The organism is Microbulbifer sp. SH-1, assembly GCF_011326135.1.
In the GTDB taxonomy this organism is placed as follows: domain Bacteria; phylum Pseudomonadota; class Gammaproteobacteria; order Pseudomonadales; family Cellvibrionaceae; genus Microbulbifer; species Microbulbifer harenosus.
Map to the genome: position 1 here is coordinate 2,800,907 of NZ_CP046948.1, position 19,703 is coordinate 2,820,609.

Sequence of the window (19,703 nt, forward strand, 5' to 3'; positions counted from 1 at the left end):
GTTTTAGAAGAGCCCCCATGGATGGGTTCACGGCGTGTCTCGCAAACGGATACCGGCGGCAGTGCCGCCACCAATCCACCTACGAAGCACCATGAACTGGCAGAGCACTCAGGCTCAGCTCTCCAGAAAATTCCTCAACATATCGTGCCCGTGCTGGGTCAGGATCGATTCGGGATGGAACTGCACGCCTTCGACCGCCAGCTCGCGGTGGCGCAACCCCATAATCTCGTCGATCTCACCGTCTTCTGTCTCCGTCCAGGCGGTGATTTCCAGGCAATCCGGCAGGCTGCCCTTCTCCACCACCAGTGAATGATAGCGGGTGGCCTCAAACGGATTGGACAAGCCGTGAAACACACCGACATTGCTGTGCACAATCGGCGAGGTTTTGCCGTGCATCACCTGACGGGCGCGCACCACGCGACCACCGAACACCTGACCGATACTCTGGTGACCGAGACAAATACCCAGAATCGGCAGCTTCCCCGCATACGCGCGGATAGTATCCATGGAAATACCCGCCTCATTCGGCGTGCAGGGCCCGGGAGAAATCACGATTTTTTCCGGACTCAATGTTTCGATATCCGCAACGCTGATTTCATCGTTGCGCTTTACCACGACATCCGCACCCAGCTCCGCCAGATACTGCACCACGTTGAAGGTGAAGGAGTCGTAGTTGTCGATCATCAGGATCATGATTCAGTTCCCTTTTCTTGCGGCTTACCGTCTCCCAGGTCGCCCAGGCGCTTCTGCAAACGCGCGAGGGACTCCTGGGTTGCGCGCAGCTCGCGCAGAATTTCAGTCTGGCTCGGCGGCATGGAAAGTTCATCCAACCTCCGCAACTTGGCCTCTTCCAGATTGTTCAGCACCACCCCGATAAACAGGTTGATCATCACGAATGCACCCATCACCACAAAGCTGATGAAGTACACCCAGGCATAGGGCATGGACTCCATCGCGGTGTACATGATGTCTGTCCAGTCCTCGAAGGTGACGATGCGGAACAGGCTCAACAGCGCGATGGGCAGACTGCGCCAGTGGGTGGGGTCGATTTCGTGAAACAGGAAATAGCCGGCCACCGCGTAAATATAAAAGATGATGCCCATCAGCAGGCTGATATGGAACATGCTCGGCAGACTGCGCAGCAGCGTATCCACCAGCAGCCGCAACTCCGGAAAGGCGGACACCAGGCGCAACACCCGCAGCACGCGTACCAGTCGCGCCAGCGTCGCCATCGGCCCCGCGGCGGGGATCAGGCTCAGCACGATGATGGAGAAATCAAAACAGTTCCAGCCATTGGCGAAATAGCGCCAGGGGCGGTTGCCGTGGGCGGCAATCTTGATCGCGGCCTCGATCATGAACGCCAGCAGGATCAGCTGGTTGATGCCGTGCAGCACACCGCTGTAGCGCTCCAGAATCCATGTGGACGTTTCCAGCCCCACCACCAAGGCATTGACCGAAATCAGGGCAATAATGATCTGATTGAACAGCGGCAGATCCACCAGCTGGCGGCACTGATCCGCAAAACTTTTCTTGGCCGCTACTGAGACTTCATTCATCGGGAATACTTCTTCCAATGGTTACACAGCAAAAGTTATTGACCGGTGGCGATGGCCACGGCGCGGAATAGCGCCCGCGCCTTGTTCATGGTCTCATCCCACTCGGATTGTGGATCGGAATCCGCCACCAGGCCGGCACCGGCCTGCACGTATACTTTCCGGTCCTTGATAACCGCGGTGCGGATAGCAATCGCGGTGTCCATATTGCCGTTCCACGCCAGATAGCCCACGGCTCCGCCGTAGACCCCGCGTTTTTCCGGCTCCAGCTCGTCGATGATTTCCATCGCGCGAATTTTTGGTGCCCCCGATAAAGTGCCCGCCGGGTGCGCCGCACGCAGGGCGTCGATGGCACTGAATTCCGGGCGGATTCTGCCGGTAACGTTGGACACGATATGCATCACGTGGGAGTAGCGCTCCACCACCATTTTTTCCGTGACCCGCACACTGCCGGTCTCGGCCACACGGCCCACATCGTTGCGGCCGAGGTCGATCAGCATCAGGTGTTCGGCAATCTCCTTCGGGTCAGCCAGCAGATCCTGCTCCAGTGCCAGATCCTGCTCCTCGGTGGCTCCGCGACGGCGGGTACCGGCGATCGGGCGCACGGTCATATCGCCGTGTTCGAGGTGCACCAGGATCTCGGGGCTCGAGCCCACCACCTGGTGGTCGCCGAGGTCGAGGAAATACATATACGGTGAGGGGTTGAGGCTGCGCAGGGCGCGGTAGAGATTGAGCGGCGGCACCGTGAACGGCGCCGACAGGCGCTGCGACGGCACTACCTGCATCACGTCGCCGGCCAGAATATATTCCTTAACCCGGTGCACCCCCTGCTTAAAGGCCGCTTCGCCGAAGTGGGAAGTGAAGGTGTCCTCGGCGGTGTGGTCACCATCAATGCCCAGCGGGTCAACGCTGGTCAGCGGCTGCGCCAGCTGCCCTACCAGTTCGTCGAGGCGGCGCTGGGCCTGTTCCAGCGCGCCGGCCTGTGCAGGGTCCGCGTGCACGATGAAGATGACCGCGCCCGCGAGGTTGTCGAACACCACCAGCTCGTCGCTGACCATCAGCAAGATATCGGGGGTGCCGAGGGTATCCGGGGGGCAGCTGTGGGCGAGCTTGGGCTCCACGTAGCGCACGCAGTCGTAGCCGAAATAGCCGACCAGGCCGCCGTTGAAGCGCGGCAGGCCGCCGATTTCCGGCACCTTGTAGCGCTCCTTGAAGGCCTCCACAAAGGCCAGCGGGTCTTCCACCTGTGACTGCTCGATCACTTTGCCGTCGCGCTCGATGCTGACTTCATGGCCGATGGCGCGCAGCACGGTGCGCGCAGGCAGGCCGATGATGGAGTAGCGCCCCCACTTTTCCCCGCCCTGCACGGATTCGAACAGGTAGCTATAGCGACCGCCATCGCGGGCGGCGAGTTTCATATAGGTTGTTAGCGGGGTTTCGATGTCGGCCAGTACACGGCGGACGAGTGGTATGCGGTTGTATCCTGCAGACGCAAGTTGGGCGTATTCGCTGGGGGTCATGGCGACTCCGATCTGTGCAAAGCTTCGTTTTTTGTCGTGGGGTGTGGATTGCGCATCGTTTGAGGAATCCTACCCGCGGGAAAGGCGCCCGTCGGACCGGTTCTTGGTCTTCAGGCTGGAAGGATCAGTGGCGCCATCGCCAGCTGTTGATGTGGGGGGCAGTGCAGTTCAATGTCACTTTCTCGCAGCGTCGAGTTGCTTCCCGGTATTCGGTCGGCAAGTGTACAAATCTCTGGTAGAGGCGGCAAGCACCAGATTTTGTTGCTCCATTGCGGCCCTCTGCAGGCCTTTATGACCGAATGACAGGGAGTGGCGCCGGAGCGCCACTTACTAAGAACTTCAGACCTGCGCCAGTTCCGCCCGCATGGCCCGGATTACGTCGGCGTAGTCCTCGGCATTGAAAATCGCGGAGCCGGCGACGAAGCTGTCGGCACCCGCCTGGGCAATTTCACGGATGTTGTCCTTGGTGACGCCGCCGTCGATTTCAAGGCGGATGTCGAGGCCGGAGTCGTCGATGAGTTTGCGGGCCTCTTTGAGTTTGCCGAGGGTGGCGGGGATGAATTTCTGGCCGCCGAAGCCGGGGTTTACGGACATGAGCAGGATCATGTCGAGTTTGTCGAGTACGTATTTAGCGGCGTCGAGGCTGGAGGCGGGGTTGAATACGAGGCCGGCTTTGCAGCCCAGCGACTGGATCAGTTGCAGGGAGCGGTCGACGTGCCGGCTGGCTTCCGGGTGGAAGGTGATGTAGGTGGCGCCGGCGTCGGCGAACATGCGGATCATGTCGTCGACGGGTTCGACCATGAGGTGGACGTCGATGGGGGCTTCTACGCCGTGGCTGCGCAGCGCTTTGCAGACCATGGGGCCGATGGTGAGGTTGGGGACGTAGTGGTTGTCCATTACGTCGAAGTGCACCCAGTCGGCGCCGGCGGCGAGGACGTTGTCGACTTCTTCACCCAGGCGGGCGAAGTTGGCGGAGAGGATGGAGGGTGCAATTTTGTAGTCCGGCATGTTCTCGTCTCGGTGCTTTGGTTTTTTGTGTCTCCGAGCTACTTGCTTTGTTTCAGCTCGGCAGCGGCCGGGCACCGGGGGAAGCTTTTCGAAACCGCTGTGAATACATCCATGTACGCTGCGTCGGCAACATCCCTGTTGCCGACGCTTTCGAAAAGCTTCCCCCGGCACCCGGCCTTCAATTCGGGTTTTCGTACTTCGTAAGCCGCTGTACTCCGGGCTTCGCGATTATTCAGCCCGCAGTCTTTCTTCCAGATTGTTCAGTCTTTCCGGCGTACCCACATCGCACCAGTCACCCTCATACACTTCCGCCTGCATCAGGTCTTCATTGTGGGCGAAGACTTCACCCAGGCCGTAACGCTCGCGGGCATTGGGGTAGCCGGTCAGGATTTCCGGTCTCAGGTAGCTGATGCCGGCGAAGGTGTAGCGCGGTTTGGTGGTGCCAGAGAGCAGGCCGTTGTCGATTCCGAAGTCGCCCTCGGGGTTGTGCGGCGGGTTCGGCACCATCAGCAGGCGGCCCGGGCAGTTTTCCGGCAGTGGGTCCGCAATCCAACGGGAGAAGTCGAAGTCGCACCAAACATCGCCGTTAACCACCAGAAATGGCTCTTCCCCGAGCATGGACAGCGCTTTGGTAATACCACCGGCGGTTTCCAGCGGTTCGTTTTCCTCGGAGTAGCGGATGTCGAGTCCGAAGCGGTCGCCGCTGCCGAGGTGGTCGCGGATCCGGTGGCCCAGATGCGCCAGGTTGATGACGACTTTTTTAACACCGGCGGCAGCGAGGCGATCGAGGGTGTATTCGATCAGGGGTTTGCCCAGCACCGGGATCAGCGGTTTGGGCATGTGGTCGGTGAGCGGGCGCATGCGCCTGCCGAACCCGGCGGCGAGGACCATGGCCACGGGGGCAGTTGTCGGTGTTTTGCTCGGCTTGGCTGTCATTGCTGCTTGCTTCAGGAGGGCTCAGTTTCCGTGGAGCGGCGTTCGCCGGCGGTGCGGTAGTCGCGATACCAGTCCTGCTGCTCGATCAGCGGCAGTATTTCCGCGCGGAACCAGTCGGCGAAGGGCTGCATTTCCGGGTATTTGTCGCTGACTTCCAGGGTGTAGCGGATCACCAGGGGCAGGTCCGGCAGGTAGCCGTGTTTGCCGTCGCGCAGGTAGAGGCGCGGGAAGAGGCCGAGCACCTTCAAATGACGCTGCAGTCCAATCCAGTCAAACCAGCGCAGGAAGGTTTCCGGGGCGACCTCGGGAATGATTCCGGCGTCGATGGCAGAGGAGGCGTAGGCGAGCGCCCAGTTTTCCACCTGTTCCTGCGGCCAGCGGATATAACAGTCCCGCAACAACGAGACAACGTCGTAGGTAACCGGGCCCCACACGGCGTCCTGGAAGTCCACCACCCCTGGGCGTTCGCCGTTGCGCAGCATCAGGTTGCGGCTGTGGTAGTCGCGGTGTACCAGTACCTGCGGCTGGCTGCTGGCGCTGTCGAGCAGGTGGGCGAAGGTGCGCTCCAGCAGCTGGTGCTCCTCGGCGCTGAGTTCGCGCCCCAGCAGCTTGCCGATCAACCACTCCGGCAGCAGCGACATTTCCATGTGCAGCAGCTCGCGATTGTAGGGCGGAAACAGGCCCTCGGCGCGCGGGATCTGCTGCAGGCACAGCAGTTCATTGATGACTTCGGCGTAGAGTCCGGTGGCGCTGTCGGAATTGAGCATCCGCAGCAGCTGGGTATCCCCCAGGTCTTCCAGCAGCATGTAGCCATGCTCGATGTCGGCGGCGATGACCAGCGGCGTGTGAATACCGTGCCGGCGCAGATAATCGGCGAGGGCGACAAAGCGGTTGATGTTGGTCCTGCTCGGCGGCGAATCCACGGCGATCAGCGCCGGTGTGGTATCGGTGCGGAAATAGCGACGGAAGCCGGCATCGCCGGAGAGCGGGCTCAGACCGAGGACGTTTTCCAGCGGCGGCACACGAAGAACCTCATGCCCCGACTGCAGGGCGCGGGCAGCCCACTGGCGCAGCGCTTCGCGGCGCTCGTCGGGGGCCTGGGTTACACATTCATTCATCCGCCACCTGCTTTGTTCGGTACTGCCGGGATTGGTACTGCCGCTATGACGGGGGCACTCTCCACCCGCCTAAAAACTGTGCATTGTAACTGCGCTGGCGGCACGGATCACCCGCTATTGTTTCCATGGTTACGGCCATTCAAGTAGAATCGACCGCTGATTTTCGCGCACCGGCCTGGCGGCGGCGCCGTAAATTTCAGCCGTTGTCACAGGCTATGCCATTTAGCGCTACAACACTGGCTGAAGATACCAGGCGACATCGTCGCATCAGGATTGCGCCACTCGCCAACGGAACAGACCCTAAAGATAGCCGGAACCAATCATTCGATGCTGGAAGCTTCCCGCTGGCGCCGCCTCGCGCTGGCCATTGGACACGTAACACACCCGCGCACTCTCGCTTTCGGTCTTATTGCCGCCAACCCGCTGTGGCCGATGGCGGCGACCGCCGAATCGTCTTCCGGTGTCGCGGATGAACCCCAGCTGGTATCGCCATCGGCAAGCAATCCGTACCTGTATCTCGACTGGTTCCCCAGAAGCCAGTTGGACCCGCTGGAGCGCAGCCAACTGCCGTCGGTTTGCGGCGGCATGTTCATCGAGCCGCCACGCAACTACCCCAATGCCAACCTGCTCCCGGAGGAAGCACCGCTGCGTGCCACCTCCGACAGCTCCAACTGGCTGGAAGACGGAACCGCACAACTGCGCGGCAATGTGCACATTACCCAGGGCTACCGCCAGCTGTTCGCCGACCAGGTAGATGTGAACCGCGAGGAGAGCACCGCCTACCTGAGCGGCGCGATCGAGATGCGCGAGCCCAGCCTGCTGGTGCGGGGCAAAGCTGCCGAGATTCACACCGATAGCAAGGCGGCGTCCATTGAAGACGCCACCTACGTGGTGCACGACGAATTCGTGCACGGTTCCGCCCGCTTCGCCTCCCGCGAGGCCAGCGGTGAGTTGATTCTGACCGAAGGCAGCTACACGCGCTGCGAACCGGACGACGTTTTCTGGCGTATGACCGGTGGCGAGATCACCATCAACAACGTCGAGCGCCAGGGCACCGCGCGCAATGTGCGCCTGGAAATCGCCGATGTGCCGGTATTCTATTTCCCCTACCTGCGCTTCCCGGTGGGCAGCGAGCGCATGTCAGGTTTTCTGTTCCCGAGCGTCAGCAACAGCGAAGAAAACGGCTGGGATATTGCCATCCCCTACTACTGGAATATCGCCCCACAGCTGGATGCAACCATCATCCCCCGTTATATACAGTACCGCGGCACCGGGCTGGAACTGGAAACCCGTCACCTGAGCCCATGGTTCAGCACCGAATTGCGCATGGCCGGCCTGCCCGACGACAAGGGTGGCAACGACGATGATGCACAGCGCCTCATCAATGAAGGCTTTCCGGAGGATCTGGTGCTGCCCGCCAAAGGCGAGGATCGCTGGTTTGTGAACCTGGATCAGCTGGGTGGCAACGGCGGCCCGTGGCGCACACGTATTGACTACACCAAAGTCAGCGACGCGGACTACTTCCGCGATCTGGACAATGCCGAGCTGGAAACCCCACAAATGACCAGCCCGCGTACGCTCACCGCACTCAACCAGTCCGCCGAGGCCAGCCTCGCCAGCGAGCACTGGTTCGCGAGCGTGCGCGCTCAGGAATACCAACAACTGGTCAAGGATCGCTTTGATACCTTCAGCCAGCTGCCGCGGGTCAATTTCAACGGCAACTACAAGTGGGATGACTGGCAGCTGCTGATGCACCACGAAGTCACCAGCTTCGACCACGCCGATACCCAGACCATCCGCTTTATTGCCGATGTGGACAACCCGAACAGCGAAACCTCGCTGACGCGGAATTTCGTCAATGCCAGGCGCGCCCGGGTCGATTACAGCTTTGGCTGGGACAAACAGTGGCTGTGGGGTTTCTTCAACCCGAAGGTTACCGGTATCTATCTCGGTTACGAACTGGACGAAACCTTCCTCGCCGATCCCGCCCACAACACGCCGGAAGCCTCTGCCGCCCAGTTCACCATCGACAGCGGCCTGTTTTTCGAACGCTACGGCACTCTGCTGCAGCGGGAGTATGTGCAGACGCTGGAACCGCGCCTGTTCCTGATGGCGAGCAGCGACGCCGACCAGAGCGATTTCCTGAACGTGAGCACCAGCAACAGCGATGGCGGCAACGACCTGCTGTACGATACCTCGCTGTTCACCTTCAGCTATGACCAACTGTTTCGCGACAGCCGCTTCAACGGCAATGACCGCATTGATGACGCCGACCGCGCCGCCTTCGGCCTCACCACCCGCTTCATCGACCCGCGCAGCGGGCGCGATCTGTTCGCCGCCAGTGCCGGGCAGATCTTCTACTCCGAGAGCAGCCGAATCGAACTGGCGAATTTCATCCAGGACGTTCCCCGCTCCGAGTTCGCCGCGCGCCTTGAGAGCCGCCCCACCGATGCCCTGCGTATCAGCAGCGAAGTGATCTACCACGACACAGACCACACCATCAATCGCGGCAACGTCACCCTGCGCTATCTGGACAACGATTTCCGCCTGTTCAACGTGGGCTATCGCTACCTGCGCAAGGAAGAAATTTACGACACCACCGACTCCTACCTGATACAGGGCCCGGTGAAGCAGGGGGATGTATCCGCGGCCTGGCCCATTAACAATAGGCTGTCCATCCTCGCCCGGGCCGCATACGATTTCACCTTCGACCGGGAACTGGAGTACCTGGCGGGACTCGAATACGACACGTGCTGTTACCGCACCCGGCTGCTGTGGCGCCGGGAGCTGGATAACGACCTGGCGGACGTGGTGCCACCGGAAGAGCTGCAATTCGACGAAGGCATCTATATTGAACTGCAGCTGAAGGGCCTCGCCGGCATCGGCGGTTCCGTGACCCGTATGCTCAGCCAGGGCATTGCCAACTTTGACCAGAGAGAAGTACTGAAACAGTGATGACAATAATGCAGATGTTCAACTTCCCCCGCCGCGGTGCACTTGTCGCCGCCGCCCTGTGCGCCTGTTGCGCCCTCGCCCTGTCCGCCCAGGCACAGGTGCAGAAGCTCGACCGGGTGGTGGCGGTCGTGGATGACGACGTGGTCATGGCCAGCGAACTGCAACAGCGCATGAACACCATCACCCAGCAGATCGCCGCCCAGAACGTACAGGCCCCACCCATCGATATTCTCCGCCGCCAGGTGCTGGAGCAGCTGATTATCGAGCGCCTGCAGCTCCAGATGGGCGCCCGCGCCGGCGTCACCATCCCCGAGGAAGAATTGGATCAGGCCATCGCCCGGGTGCAGCAGAACATGAACGTGTCCCCCGCAGAGTTCCAACAGAAGCTGGAAGCAGACGGCATCTCCAACAATGCCTTCCGCCAGCAGATCCGCCAGGAGATGATCATCCGCCGCGTGGAGCAGGGTAGCGTGGCCCGCCGTATCCAGATTACCGATCAGGACATCAACAACTTCCTGCGCTCCAAAGAGGGCGAGTTCTGGAAGTCGCCTCAGTACCAGCTCGGCCACATCCTCATCCCAGTCGGCTCCAGCGCACCGGCGGAAGAAGTGGCCGCGGCCCGCGCCAAGGCAGACGAGGTGTACGAAAAAGCCACCAAAGGGGAAGACTTCCGCGCGCTGGCCATTTCCAACTCCGCCGGCCAGAACGCCCTCCAGGGCGGCGATCTGGGGTGGCGCAAAACGGTGGAGCTGCCCACGCTGTTTTCCGACGCCCTTGACGGGGTAAAAGTGGGCGAGACCACCAAGCCCTTCCGCAGCGACGCCGGTTTCCACCTGCTGAAAATTCACGAGCAGCGCGGCGCCACCGAGCAAGTGGTCGAGCAAACCAAGGTGCGTCACATTCTGGTGAAGACCTCCGCCATTCGCGACGACGATGCCGCCTACAAACTGTTGGTGGACCTGCGCAGCAAGATCGAGGCGGGCGAGCTCAAGTTTGAAGACGCCGCCAAAGAAAACTCCGAGGACATAGGCACCATGCTCCAGGGCGGAGACCTGGGCTGGTCCAACCCCGGACAGTTCGTCCCGGAATTCACCCAGGCCATGGACAACACCCCCGTGGGTGAAATCACCATGCCCTTCCGCAGCCAGTTTGGCTGGCACATTCTGCAGGTCGAAGGCCGCCGCCAGCAGGACATGACAGACCAGTACATCCGCAATCAGGCCGCCAACCTGCTGCGCAACCGCCGCTATGAGGAAGAGCTGCAGAACTGGCGCCAGGAAATCCGCGACCAGGCCTACGTGGAAATCAAACTGCCGGAGCTGCAGGACCCATCCCAGTCCGCAAGCGACGACGCCAAAGGCACAAGCGAACGTCAATAACCGGTTTTGAACCCGCGATGATCCCCCGTATTGCATTCACTCCCGGCGAGCCCGCCGGGATAGGCCCGGAACTCGCCGTCAAACTGGCGAGCTCCCCGCGTACGCCAGACATCGCCGGTGCGCAGATCATCGCCATTGCCGACCCCGAACTGCTGCAGCAGGAAGCCGCCCGCCAGGGTAAACCCCTGCAACTGCTGGCGTTCGATCCCGCGCAGCCCGCCGAGGCCACGCCGGAAGGCAGCCTGCATATTCTGGCGGTTACCCTCGCGGAGCCTTCCAGCCCCGGGCAACTCAACCCAGCCAACGGCCCCTATGTGCTCGAAACCCTGCGGGTCGCGGCCGAGGGCAGTAAGGACCGAACCTTCGACGCCATCGTCACCGGCCCGGTGCACAAAGGTGTGATCAACGACGCCGGTATCCCGTTCAGCGGCCACACCGAGTATTTCGCCGAGCAAGCCGGGATTGAAAAAGTGGTGATGATGCTCGCCGCCAACGACCTGCGGGTGGCACTGGCCACCACTCACCTGCCCCTGAAGGAGGTGAGCGACGCCATCAGCGGGGAATCCCTGCAGCAGGTGCTCACCATTCTCAACCGCAGCCTGCAGCAGCAATTCCGTATTGAGCGCCCGCGCATCGGTGTGTGCGGTCTCAACCCCCATGCCGGCGAAGGCGGGCATCTGGGGCGCGAGGAAATCGAGATCATTGAACCGGCGCTCGCCACCCTGCGCGCGCTGGGCCTGGACCTTATTGGTCCTTTGCCCGCCGACACCCTGTTCACCCCGCCGCAACTGGCACGCTGCGACGCGGTGCTCGCCATGTACCACGACCAGGGGCTGCCGGTGTTAAAATTCAAGGGTTTCGGGCGCGCCATCAATATCACGCTGGGGCTGCCGTTTATCCGCACCTCGGTGGATCACGGCACCGCACTCAATATTGCCGGCCAGGGCATTGCCGATACCGGCAGCCTGATCGCCGCCCTGAGCCAGGCCATCGAACTGGTCCAGCTGCGCCATATCTAATTACCCCTTGTAGGAGCCTGCTCGCAGGCGAACAACCCAATCCATGGACAACTTTTTCCAACACAAGGCGCGCAAGCGCTTCGGTCAGAACTTTCTCGTCGACGAGAACATCATCGAGCGCATCGTGCGCGCCATCGGCCCCAAGGACACCGACAAACTGGTGGAAATCGGCCCCGGCCAGGGCGCCATTACCGCGCTGCTGCTGGACAAGTGCCCTTCGCTGACCGCAGTGGAACTGGACCGCGACCTGATTCCGATGCTGCAGTTCAAGTTCCGCGATTTCCCCGACTTCACCATCATCGAGAAGGATGCGCTGAAATTCGATTTCGGTAGCCTCGCGCAGGGCGAAGGTGAGCAACTGCGTATCGTCGGCAACCTGCCTTACAACATTTCCACACCCCTGCTGTTTCACCTGCTGAGTTTCCGCGGCAAGGTGAAAGACATGCATTTCATGCTGCAGAAGGAAGTGGTGGACCGCCTGAGCGCCGTACCGGGCGCCAAGTCCTACGGCCGCCTGAGTGTAATGACCCAGTACCACTGCCGTGTGCAGGGGCTCTTCCCGGTGCCGCCGCAGTCTTTCCGCCCGGCACCCAAGGTGGATTCCGCCATCGTGCGCCTGATTCCCCACCAGACACTGCCGCACCCGGCGCAGGACGAAGCCCTGCTCGAACGCATTGTCAGCGTCGCCTTCCAACAGCGCCGCAAGACCCTGCGCAATGCACTGAAACCGCTGTTCCCGGAGCTTGACCCGGAGCAGCTGCCAGTGGACGCCAGCCGTCGCCCGGAAACCCTGAGCGTGAAGGAGTATGTGGAGCTGGCGGACTTCTGCGGCAGCCTCGCACTGTCACCGGATCAACCGCAGTAAACGGGGTAGACGTTGGCAACTTACGCAATCGGCGATATTCAGGGCTGTCTGGAACCACTCGAGAGACTGCTGAAAAAAATCCGCTTCGACCCGGACAAGGACAAGCTGTGGCTGGCCGGCGACATGGTGCACCGCGGCCCCGACAGCCTCGGCACCCTGCGCTTCCTGTATCGGCACCGCCACCAGATCACCGCGGTGCTCGGCAATCACGACCTGCATCTGCTGGCCATCGCCCACGGTGCCAAACGCCTTACCGACAAGGAGTACGACCTGGCGGAAGTACTGCGTGCGAAAGACGCGGACGTTTTGCTGGGCTGGCTGCAGGATCAGCCGCTGATGGTGCACAAGAAAGTCGCCGACAAATACTTTTCCATGGTGCACGCCGGCATCCCCCCCATGTGGAGCATGAGCAGGGCGCTTGAACTGGCTGGGGAAGTGCACCGGGCGCTGCGCGACCCGGCCATGGCCAAGGCGTATTTCTACGGCATGTACGGCAATGAGCCGCACAAGTGGAGCGACCACCTGATCGGCGTCGAGCGCCTGCGCTCAATCACCAATTACTTCACGCGCATGCGCTTCTGCAAACCCGACGGCACTCTTGATCTCGTCACCAAACAGGGACCACTGGCGGCCCACCACGACTACAAACCCTGGTTCAGTTTCAAAGAGCGCAAAACAAAAGACGATCGAATCATCTTCGGCCACTGGGCCGCGCTGGAGGGAGAGGCGCACACCAGGAATGTGTACGCGCTGGATACCGGGTGCGTCTGGGGGGGTTATCTCACCGCGATGCGGCTGGATGACGAGGAATTTTTCTGTGCGGATTGCACCTTCTGAATCCGTAAAGAAAAACGGGCCCGAGAGCCCGCTTTGAATAAACACTCCAGAATACTGGCTTAATCGGCATATCCCTGCGGATTCTGCGACTGCCAGCGCCAGGTGTCTTCTACCATGCGCTTCAAATCGAATTCCGCCTTCCAGCCCAGCTCTTGTTCTGCGTAGGCTGGGTCGGCATAGCACTCGGCGATATCGCCCGGGCGGCGCGGTACGATGCTGTAGGGGATTTCCCTGTCCGCAGCCATGGCAAACGCGCGCACGATTTCCAGCACCGAGCTGCCGCGACCCGTGCCCAGATTGTAGGTGTAGCAACCGGCATCGGTTTCCGCCTTCTGCAGCTTGTTCAGCGCGGCCAGATGGCCTCGGGCCAGATCCACCACATGGATGTAATCGCGCACGCCGGTACCGTCTGGCGTAGGGTAATCGTCACCGAAAACCTGAAGTTGCGGCAAACGCCCCACTGCCACTTGGGCCACGTAGGGCAACAGGTTATTGGGAATACCCGCAGGATCTTCGCCGATGGTACCGCTCTGGTGCGCGCCAATCGGGTTGAAATAGCGCAGCAGGCTGATTTTCCAGGCATTGCCCGGCGCCTTGCACAGGTCGCGCAGGATGTCTTCCACCATCAACTTGCTGGCACCGTAAGGATTGGTGGCGCCGGTAGGAAAGTCTTCGCGGATAGGCACGCTGGCCGGGTCACCGTAGACGGTGGCGGAGGAGCTGAAAATCAGCTGGTGCACACCAAACTCCTGCATCACCTCGCACAGAGTAAGCGTACCTGCAACATTATTCTGGTAATAGCGCAGCGGTTGGGAAACCGACTCGCCCACGGCCTTGAGCCCGGCAAAATGGATCACGGCAGAAACGGCATGTGTGCGGAAAACTTCCCGCAGCGCTTCGGCATCGCGGATATCCACAGGGTGAAAATGCACGGATTTGCCGGTAATCATTTCTACCCGTGCCAGCGCCGTTTCACTGCTGTTACACAGATTGTCTACCACCACCGGCTCTATGCCGGCCTCCAGCAATTCTACACAGGTGTGACTGCCGATATAGCCGGCGCCTCCGGTTACCAGAACCTTCATAATCTTCCTTTTTTGTTCATTTCATTCCGCAATATTGCGGCCCCAGGCCAGCCCCGGTTTACTCCGCCAGTCTGACAGACAGGGATGCGATGTATTTTACGCGGCAAACGCCCTTCGCAAAACTGACGCCAGTTTCAACCCATCTTTTGCCGATCTGCCGTGGAAGGTCCCAGCGCTGACTATCCTGAAGGTGCGGGGACGACTGTCCCCCTGTTGCGACAGCAGCATCGTCGCGCAATCAATAGGTAATAAAGTTAGCGTTCTCGCGCGCCGGCATTCACTGGCATTCGTTGCGGGATGTTTTCGCGGTCATTACACGCTGCAGCGCAGTCGGCCCTCCACGGCAGGAGACCGATTACTGGCGCGGTACGCTACAGGGAGTCGTACACCATGTCGATATTCAATCACTACCTGGAACGCTACGAGTCGATTCAGGAAGAAGAACTCACCATCCAGGAGTATCTGGAGCTGTGCAAGAACGACCGCAGCGCCTATGCCTCTCCCGCGGAGCGCATGTTGATGGCCATCGGTGAAGCCGAGCTGATCGACACCTCCCGCGACCCCCGACTCTCGCGCATTTTCTCCAACAAGGTCATCAAGCGCTACAAGGCGTTCAGTGAATTTTATGGAATGGAGGAGGCCATAGAGCAGATCGTCTCCTTCTTCCGCCATGCGGCCCAGGGACTGGAAGAGAAGAAACAGATCCTGTATCTGCTGGGCCCGGTGGGCGGCGGCAAATCCTCGCTGGCGGAGCGCCTGAAGGCGCTGATGGAGCAGATCCCGATTTATGCGATCAAGGGCTCGCCGGTGTTTGAATCCCCTCTCGCGCTGTTTTCGCCCAACGAGGACGGCCAGATCCTGGAGGAGGACTACGGCATTCCGCGCCGCTACGTGAACACCATCATGTCTCCCTGGGCGGTCAAGCGCCTGCACGAGTACAAGGGCGACATCAGCAAATTCAAGGTGGTGAAGATCCGGCCGTCCATTCTCGATCAAATCGCAATCGCCAAAACCGAACCCGGTGATGAAAACAACCAGGATATATCGTCCCTGGTGGGCAAGGTGGACATCCGCAAGCTGGAAGATTTTCCACAGAATGACCCGGATGCCTACAGTTTCTCCGGCAGCCTGTGCCGTTCCAATCAGGGCCTGATGGAATTCGTGGAGATGTTCAAGGCGCCCATCAAGGTGCTGCATCCGCTGCTGACCGCCACCCAGGAAGGTAACTACAACAGCACCGAGGGTCTCGGCGCCATTCCGTTCAACGGCGTGATCCTCGCCCACTCCAATGAATCCGAGTGGCAATCTTTCCGCAATAACCGCAACAACGAAGCCTTCCTCGACCGCATTTATATCGTCAAGGTGCCCTACTGTCTGCGGGTTAAGGAAGAGATCAAAATTTACGACAAGCTACTGGAACACAGCTCACTGGCCAAAGCGCCCTGCGCACCGGACACACTGCGGATGCTGGCCCAGTTTTCAGTGCTGTCGCGAATCAAGATTCCGGATAATTCCAGCGTCTTCTCAAAGATGCGTGTTTATGACGGAGAAAACCTGAAAGACACAGACCCGAAAGCAAAAACCATACAGGAATACCGCGACAACGCCGGTGTAGATGAAGGCATGAATGGCCTGTCCACCCGTTTCGCGTTCAAGATCCTGTCCAAGGTGTTTAACTTCGACGCAACCGAAGTGGCGGCCAACCCGGTGCACCTGTTGTATGTTCTCGAGCAGCAGATTGAGCAGCAACAGTTCCCGCCGGAACAACAGGAAAATTACCTGGGTTTCATCAAGGAGTATCTGGCACCACGCTATGTGGAATTCATCGGCAAGGAAATCCAGACCGCCTATCTCGAGTCCTACGCGGAATACGGTCAGAACCTGTTCGACCGATACGTAACATACGCCGACTTCTGGATTCAGGATCAGGAGTATCGCGATCCGGAAACCGGTGAGATTCTCGACCGTGCCGCGCTGAACGAGGAGCTGGAAAAAACCGAGAAACCCGCAGGTATTTCCAATCCGAAAGATTTCCGCAACGAGATCGTCAACTTCGTGCTGCGCGCCCGCGCGGGCAATCAGGGAAAAAATCCCGACTGGCGCTCTTACGAGAAACTGCGCGCGGTGATCGAGAAGAAGATGTTCTCCAACACCGAGGATCTGCTGCCGGTTATCTCGTTCAACACCAAGGCGTCGGCAGACGACCAGAAGAAACACGCGGACTTTGTCGCACGGATGGTCGAGCGCGGTTATACCGAGAAGCAGGTGCGATTGCTCTCTGAGTGGTATCTGCGGGTGCGCAAGTCTCAGTAACTGTTTAGGGTTTGTGCCTTGAAGTCCTGCGGTGGCGGCCCTGCCACCGGTGGAGCTCTTCGAGACACGCCGTGAACCCATCCCTGGGGGCTTGTCCGTCGGGTCCCTCCGACGGACAGTCTCGAAGAGCTCCACCGGTGCCAGGGCCTTCAGACAACCCCTCCAACCCTGTAACGACTGCGGTTGGAATTAATTGCTGGGCATACCGAGTTATTTGATCGGTTTGGTAAAGCAATATAAGGCAGTACTATGAGCTACATCATCGACCGTCGCCTGAATGGCAAGAAAAAAAGCACGGTAAACCGTCAGCGTTTTTTGCGGCGCTACAAAGCCCATATCAAAAAAGCCGTCGGTGAAGCCATGAACAGCCGATCCATCACCGACATGGATAAGGGCGAAAAAATCAGCATTCCCTCTCGCGATCTCAATGAACCACTATTTTCCCATGGCCGCGGCGGCCATATGGAACAAGTACTGCCCGGCAACAAGGAATTCATCACCGGTGATCGCATCCCCCGCCCCGGGCAGGGGGCGGGCCAGGGTGGTGCCGGCGGCGGTGCCAGCGACAGCGGCGAAGGGATTGACGAATTTGTATTTCAGATCTCCCAGGAAGAGTTTCTCGACTTCATGTTCGAAGGCCTGGAACTTCCAAACATGGTCAAACGCAAGCTCGCTGGCAATGAATCCTTCCAGGTCGTGCGCGCCGGCATCTGCAACGAAGGATCACCCGGGCGCTTGAACGTGGTGCGCTCCATGCGCGCTGCCAATGCGCGTCGCATCGCGCTGAGTGGCGGCAAGCGTCGCAATATAAAAGTACTGGAACAGGAACTCGAGCTCGAGGAAAGCAAAGACCAGGCGCTGAAAGACCACCGCAAAGTGGACGAACTGCGTCTGAGAATCGAAGAGCTGCGCGGTCGCGTCAACCGTATTCCGTTTCTCGATGATTTCGACCTCAAGTACAACCTGCTGATTAAGCAGCCAAGACCTCGCTCGAAGGCCGTGATGTTCTGCCTGATGGATGTATCCGGCTCCATGAACCAGGCCACCAAGGACATGGCCAAGCGTTTTTTCCTGTTGCTGTACCTGTTTTTACAGCGCAGTTACGAATACACCGAAGTGGTGTTCATTCGTCACCATACCAGCGCCAAGGAAGTAGACGAGCAGGAGTTTTTCTACTCACGGGAAACCGGCGGCACCATTGTTTCCAGTGCACTGAAGATGATGCGCGACATTATGCGCGAGCGCTATCCGGCCAGCGAGTGGAATATTTACGGCGCCCAGGCCTCCGATGGCGACAACTGGAATGACGACTCCAGCACCTGCCACAAGATTCTGATCGACGATATCATGCCCCACGTACAGTACTACTCTTACGTGGAAATCACACCGCGGGACCATCAGGCTCTGTGGGACGAATACCAGAGCGTGGCCATGGCCTTTCCCGAGCACTTCGCTATGGAGCAGATCATCGATGTCAAGGATATCTATCCGGTGTTCCGTCAACTATTTAGCCAGAAGGTGGTCGCCTGATGTTAGATACTGCCATCAACCAAAAGCAGCCTATCTCGACCACGTCCGAGTGGACCTTCGAGCTGGTTCAGGAGTACGACCGGGAAATTGCGCTGCTGGCCAAGGAATTTGGTCTCGACACCTACCCAAATCAGATTGAGATCATCTGTTCCGAACAGATGATGGATGCCTATTCTTCAGTGGGCATGCCAGTCGGCTACAATCACTGGTCGTTCGGCAAACAATTCATCAGTGTCGAAAACAATTATCAGCGCGGACGTATGGGTTTGGCGTATGAAATTGTTATCAATTCCAACCCCTGCATTGCCTACCTCATGGAAGAAAACACCATGACAATGCAGGCGCTGGTGATCGCCCACGCCTGCTATGGACACAACTCTTTCTTCAAGGGCAATTATCTTTTTCGCACCTGGACCGATGCCAGCAGCATCATCGACTATCTGTTGTTTGCCAAGAACTATATCGCCCGCTGTGAAGAGCGCCACGGTGTGGATGAAGTCGAATCCCTGCTGGACAGCTGCCATGCACTGATGAACTACGGCGTCGATCGCTACAAGCGCCCCTATCCGATTTCCGCCCATGAAGAAGAGCGCCGCCAAAAGGAACGCGAAGAGTACCGGCAGCGCCAACTGAACGATCTGTGGCGCACCATTCCCAGACCTGGCGGCGGCGAGGAGCAAGCAAAAACACACCGCTTCCCCGAAGAACCCCAGGAAAACTTACTGTATTTCATCGAAAAAAATGCGCCGCTGCTGGAGAACTGGCAACGCGAGCTGGTACGCATTGTGCGTAAAATGGCGCAGTACTTTTACCCGCAGCGCCAGACCCAGGTAATGAACGAAGGCTGGGCGACCTTCTGGCACTACACCCTGCTGAATGAACTCTATCTGCGCGGCAAAGTAACCGATGGGTTCATGCTGGAGTTCCTGCAGAGTCACACCAGCGTTATTTATCAACCACCCTACGATAGCCCCTATTACAACGGCATAAACCCCTATGCCCTGGGATTCAATATCTTTACCGACCTGCGCCGCATCTGCGAAAACCCGACGGAAGAGGATAGGGCCTGGTTCCCAGACATCGCCGGTAGCAATTGGAAAGAGACCCTGCAGTTCGCCATGCGGGACTTCAAAGATGAAAGCTTCATCCTCCAGTTCCTGTCGCCGAAAGTAATGCGGGATATGAAGCTTTTCTGTATTTCCGATGACGACCGGGAAAAAGAAATTCTGGTGAATGCAATCCACAATGAGGATGGCTACCGGGAACTGCGCGCGAAACTCGCAGGGCAGTACAACCTAGGCAACCGCGAACCAAACATTCAGGTGTACTCGGTAAATACCCGCGGGGATCGCTCAATGACCCTGCACCACACCCAGCACCAACGCCGGCCGCTGGGCAAAGAGACCACAGAAGTGCTGAAGCACTTGCACCGCCTGTGGGGATTCAATGTGCACTTGCACAGCCTGAATGGCGACGAGATTACCGCGAGCTACCACTGCCCGGAAATGGGAAGAGACAGAACGGAAGACGAAGAATCCATGCTGGTACCCAAGCCGATCTGACGAGCGGCCGGGGCACCAGATAG

15 protein-coding genes are annotated in these 19,703 nt (G+C 59.4%); 8 read left to right on the forward strand and 7 right to left on the reverse strand.

Going from position 1 to position 19,703, the window contains the following annotated elements; translation table 11 throughout:
* Positions 1–114: 114 nt before the first annotated feature.
* The 6 genes from GNX18_RS11545 to GNX18_RS11570 form a co-directional block, all read right to left on the reverse strand.
* Complete coding sequence (locus GNX18_RS11545; RefSeq protein WP_138235024.1) at positions 115–693, reverse strand: aminodeoxychorismate/anthranilate synthase component II; 579 nt, start codon at positions 691–693, stop codon at positions 115–117.
* Entirely contained in the window at positions 690–1,556 is an 867-nt protein-coding gene (locus GNX18_RS11550; RefSeq protein WP_166218215.1) for an ion transporter, read from the reverse strand. Before GNX18_RS11550 ends, GNX18_RS11545 begins: the two co-directional genes overlap by 4 nt.
* Before the next feature lie 35 nt (positions 1,557–1,591).
* Positions 1,592–3,073, reverse strand: coding sequence for an anthranilate synthase component I (gene trpE / locus GNX18_RS11555; RefSeq protein ID WP_166218217.1), 1,482 nt, complete (start codon positions 3,071–3,073; stop codon positions 1,592–1,594).
* Between the two features lie 339 nt (positions 3,074–3,412).
* Positions 3,413–4,081 carry a ribulose-phosphate 3-epimerase gene (gene rpe / locus GNX18_RS11560; RefSeq protein WP_166218220.1) on the reverse strand — a complete coding sequence of 223 codons (669 nt, stop codon included), beginning with the start codon at positions 4,079–4,081 and terminating at the stop codon, positions 3,413–3,415.
* 228 nt (positions 4,082–4,309) lie between these two features.
* On the reverse strand, positions 4,310–5,017 hold the full coding sequence (gene murU / locus GNX18_RS11565) for an N-acetylmuramate alpha-1-phosphate uridylyltransferase MurU (protein WP_166218223.1): 708 nt from the start codon (positions 5,015–5,017) through the stop codon (positions 4,310–4,312).
* A gap of 11 nt (positions 5,018–5,028) precedes the next feature.
* A complete protein-coding gene (locus tag GNX18_RS11570) occupies positions 5,029–6,135 on the reverse strand; it encodes an aminoglycoside phosphotransferase family protein (RefSeq protein ID WP_166218226.1) in 1,107 nt (368 codons plus the stop codon).
* A gap of 327 nt (positions 6,136–6,462) precedes the next feature.
* On the opposite strand from GNX18_RS11570, the gene GNX18_RS11575 reads away from it, so the two are divergent.
* Genes GNX18_RS11575 through GNX18_RS11595 form a run of 5 tightly spaced genes read left to right on the forward strand, consistent with a single transcriptional unit; the run spans position 6,463 to position 13,190 of the window.
* Positions 6,463–9,090, forward strand: coding sequence for an LPS-assembly protein LptD (locus GNX18_RS11575; protein ID WP_166218229.1), 2,628 nt, complete (start codon positions 6,463–6,465; stop codon positions 9,088–9,090).
* Positions 9,090–10,469 carry a peptidylprolyl isomerase gene (locus GNX18_RS11580; protein WP_166218232.1) on the forward strand — a complete coding sequence of 460 codons (1,380 nt, stop codon included), beginning with the start codon at positions 9,090–9,092 and terminating at the stop codon, positions 10,467–10,469. The genes GNX18_RS11575 and GNX18_RS11580 overlap by 1 nt, the downstream gene beginning before the upstream one ends.
* A 17-nt stretch (positions 10,470–10,486) precedes the next feature.
* Positions 10,487–11,488: a 4-hydroxythreonine-4-phosphate dehydrogenase PdxA gene (gene pdxA, locus GNX18_RS11585; RefSeq protein WP_166218235.1), complete on the forward strand. Its 1,002-nt coding sequence runs from the start codon at positions 10,487–10,489 to the stop codon at positions 11,486–11,488.
* 43 nt (positions 11,489–11,531) lie between these two features.
* Complete coding sequence (gene rsmA / locus GNX18_RS11590; protein WP_166218238.1) at positions 11,532–12,353, forward strand: 16S rRNA (adenine(1518)-N(6)/adenine(1519)-N(6))-dimethyltransferase RsmA; 822 nt, start codon at positions 11,532–11,534, stop codon at positions 12,351–12,353.
* 12 nt (positions 12,354–12,365) lie between these two features.
* On the forward strand, positions 12,366–13,190 hold the full coding sequence (locus tag GNX18_RS11595) for a symmetrical bis(5'-nucleosyl)-tetraphosphatase (RefSeq protein WP_166218241.1): 825 nt from the start codon (positions 12,366–12,368) through the stop codon (positions 13,188–13,190).
* A gap of 59 nt (positions 13,191–13,249) precedes the next feature.
* Here GNX18_RS11595 and galE read toward each other — a convergent pair whose 3' ends face one another.
* Positions 13,250–14,275 carry a UDP-glucose 4-epimerase GalE gene (gene galE / locus GNX18_RS11600; RefSeq protein WP_166218246.1) on the reverse strand — a complete coding sequence of 342 codons (1,026 nt, stop codon included), beginning with the start codon at positions 14,273–14,275 and terminating at the stop codon, positions 13,250–13,252.
* A gap of 390 nt (positions 14,276–14,665) precedes the next feature.
* On the opposite strand from galE, the gene GNX18_RS11605 reads away from it, so the two are divergent.
* The 3 genes from GNX18_RS11605 (at position 14,666) to GNX18_RS11615 (ending at position 19,680) form a co-directional block, all read left to right on the forward strand.
* Positions 14,666–16,588 carry a PrkA family serine protein kinase gene (locus GNX18_RS11605; protein WP_138235036.1) on the forward strand — a complete coding sequence of 641 codons (1,923 nt, stop codon included), beginning with the start codon at positions 14,666–14,668 and terminating at the stop codon, positions 16,586–16,588.
* 249 nt (positions 16,589–16,837) lie between these two features.
* Positions 16,838–18,118 (forward strand): YeaH/YhbH family protein, encoded by a 1,281-nt coding sequence (locus GNX18_RS11610; RefSeq protein ID WP_166218249.1) that lies wholly within the window; start codon positions 16,838–16,840, stop codon positions 18,116–18,118.
* Positions 18,118–19,680 (forward strand): SpoVR family protein, encoded by a 1,563-nt coding sequence (locus tag GNX18_RS11615; protein ID WP_166218251.1) that lies wholly within the window; start codon positions 18,118–18,120, stop codon positions 19,678–19,680. The genes GNX18_RS11610 and GNX18_RS11615 overlap by 1 nt, the downstream gene beginning before the upstream one ends.
* Positions 19,681–19,703: the final 23 nt, after the last annotated feature.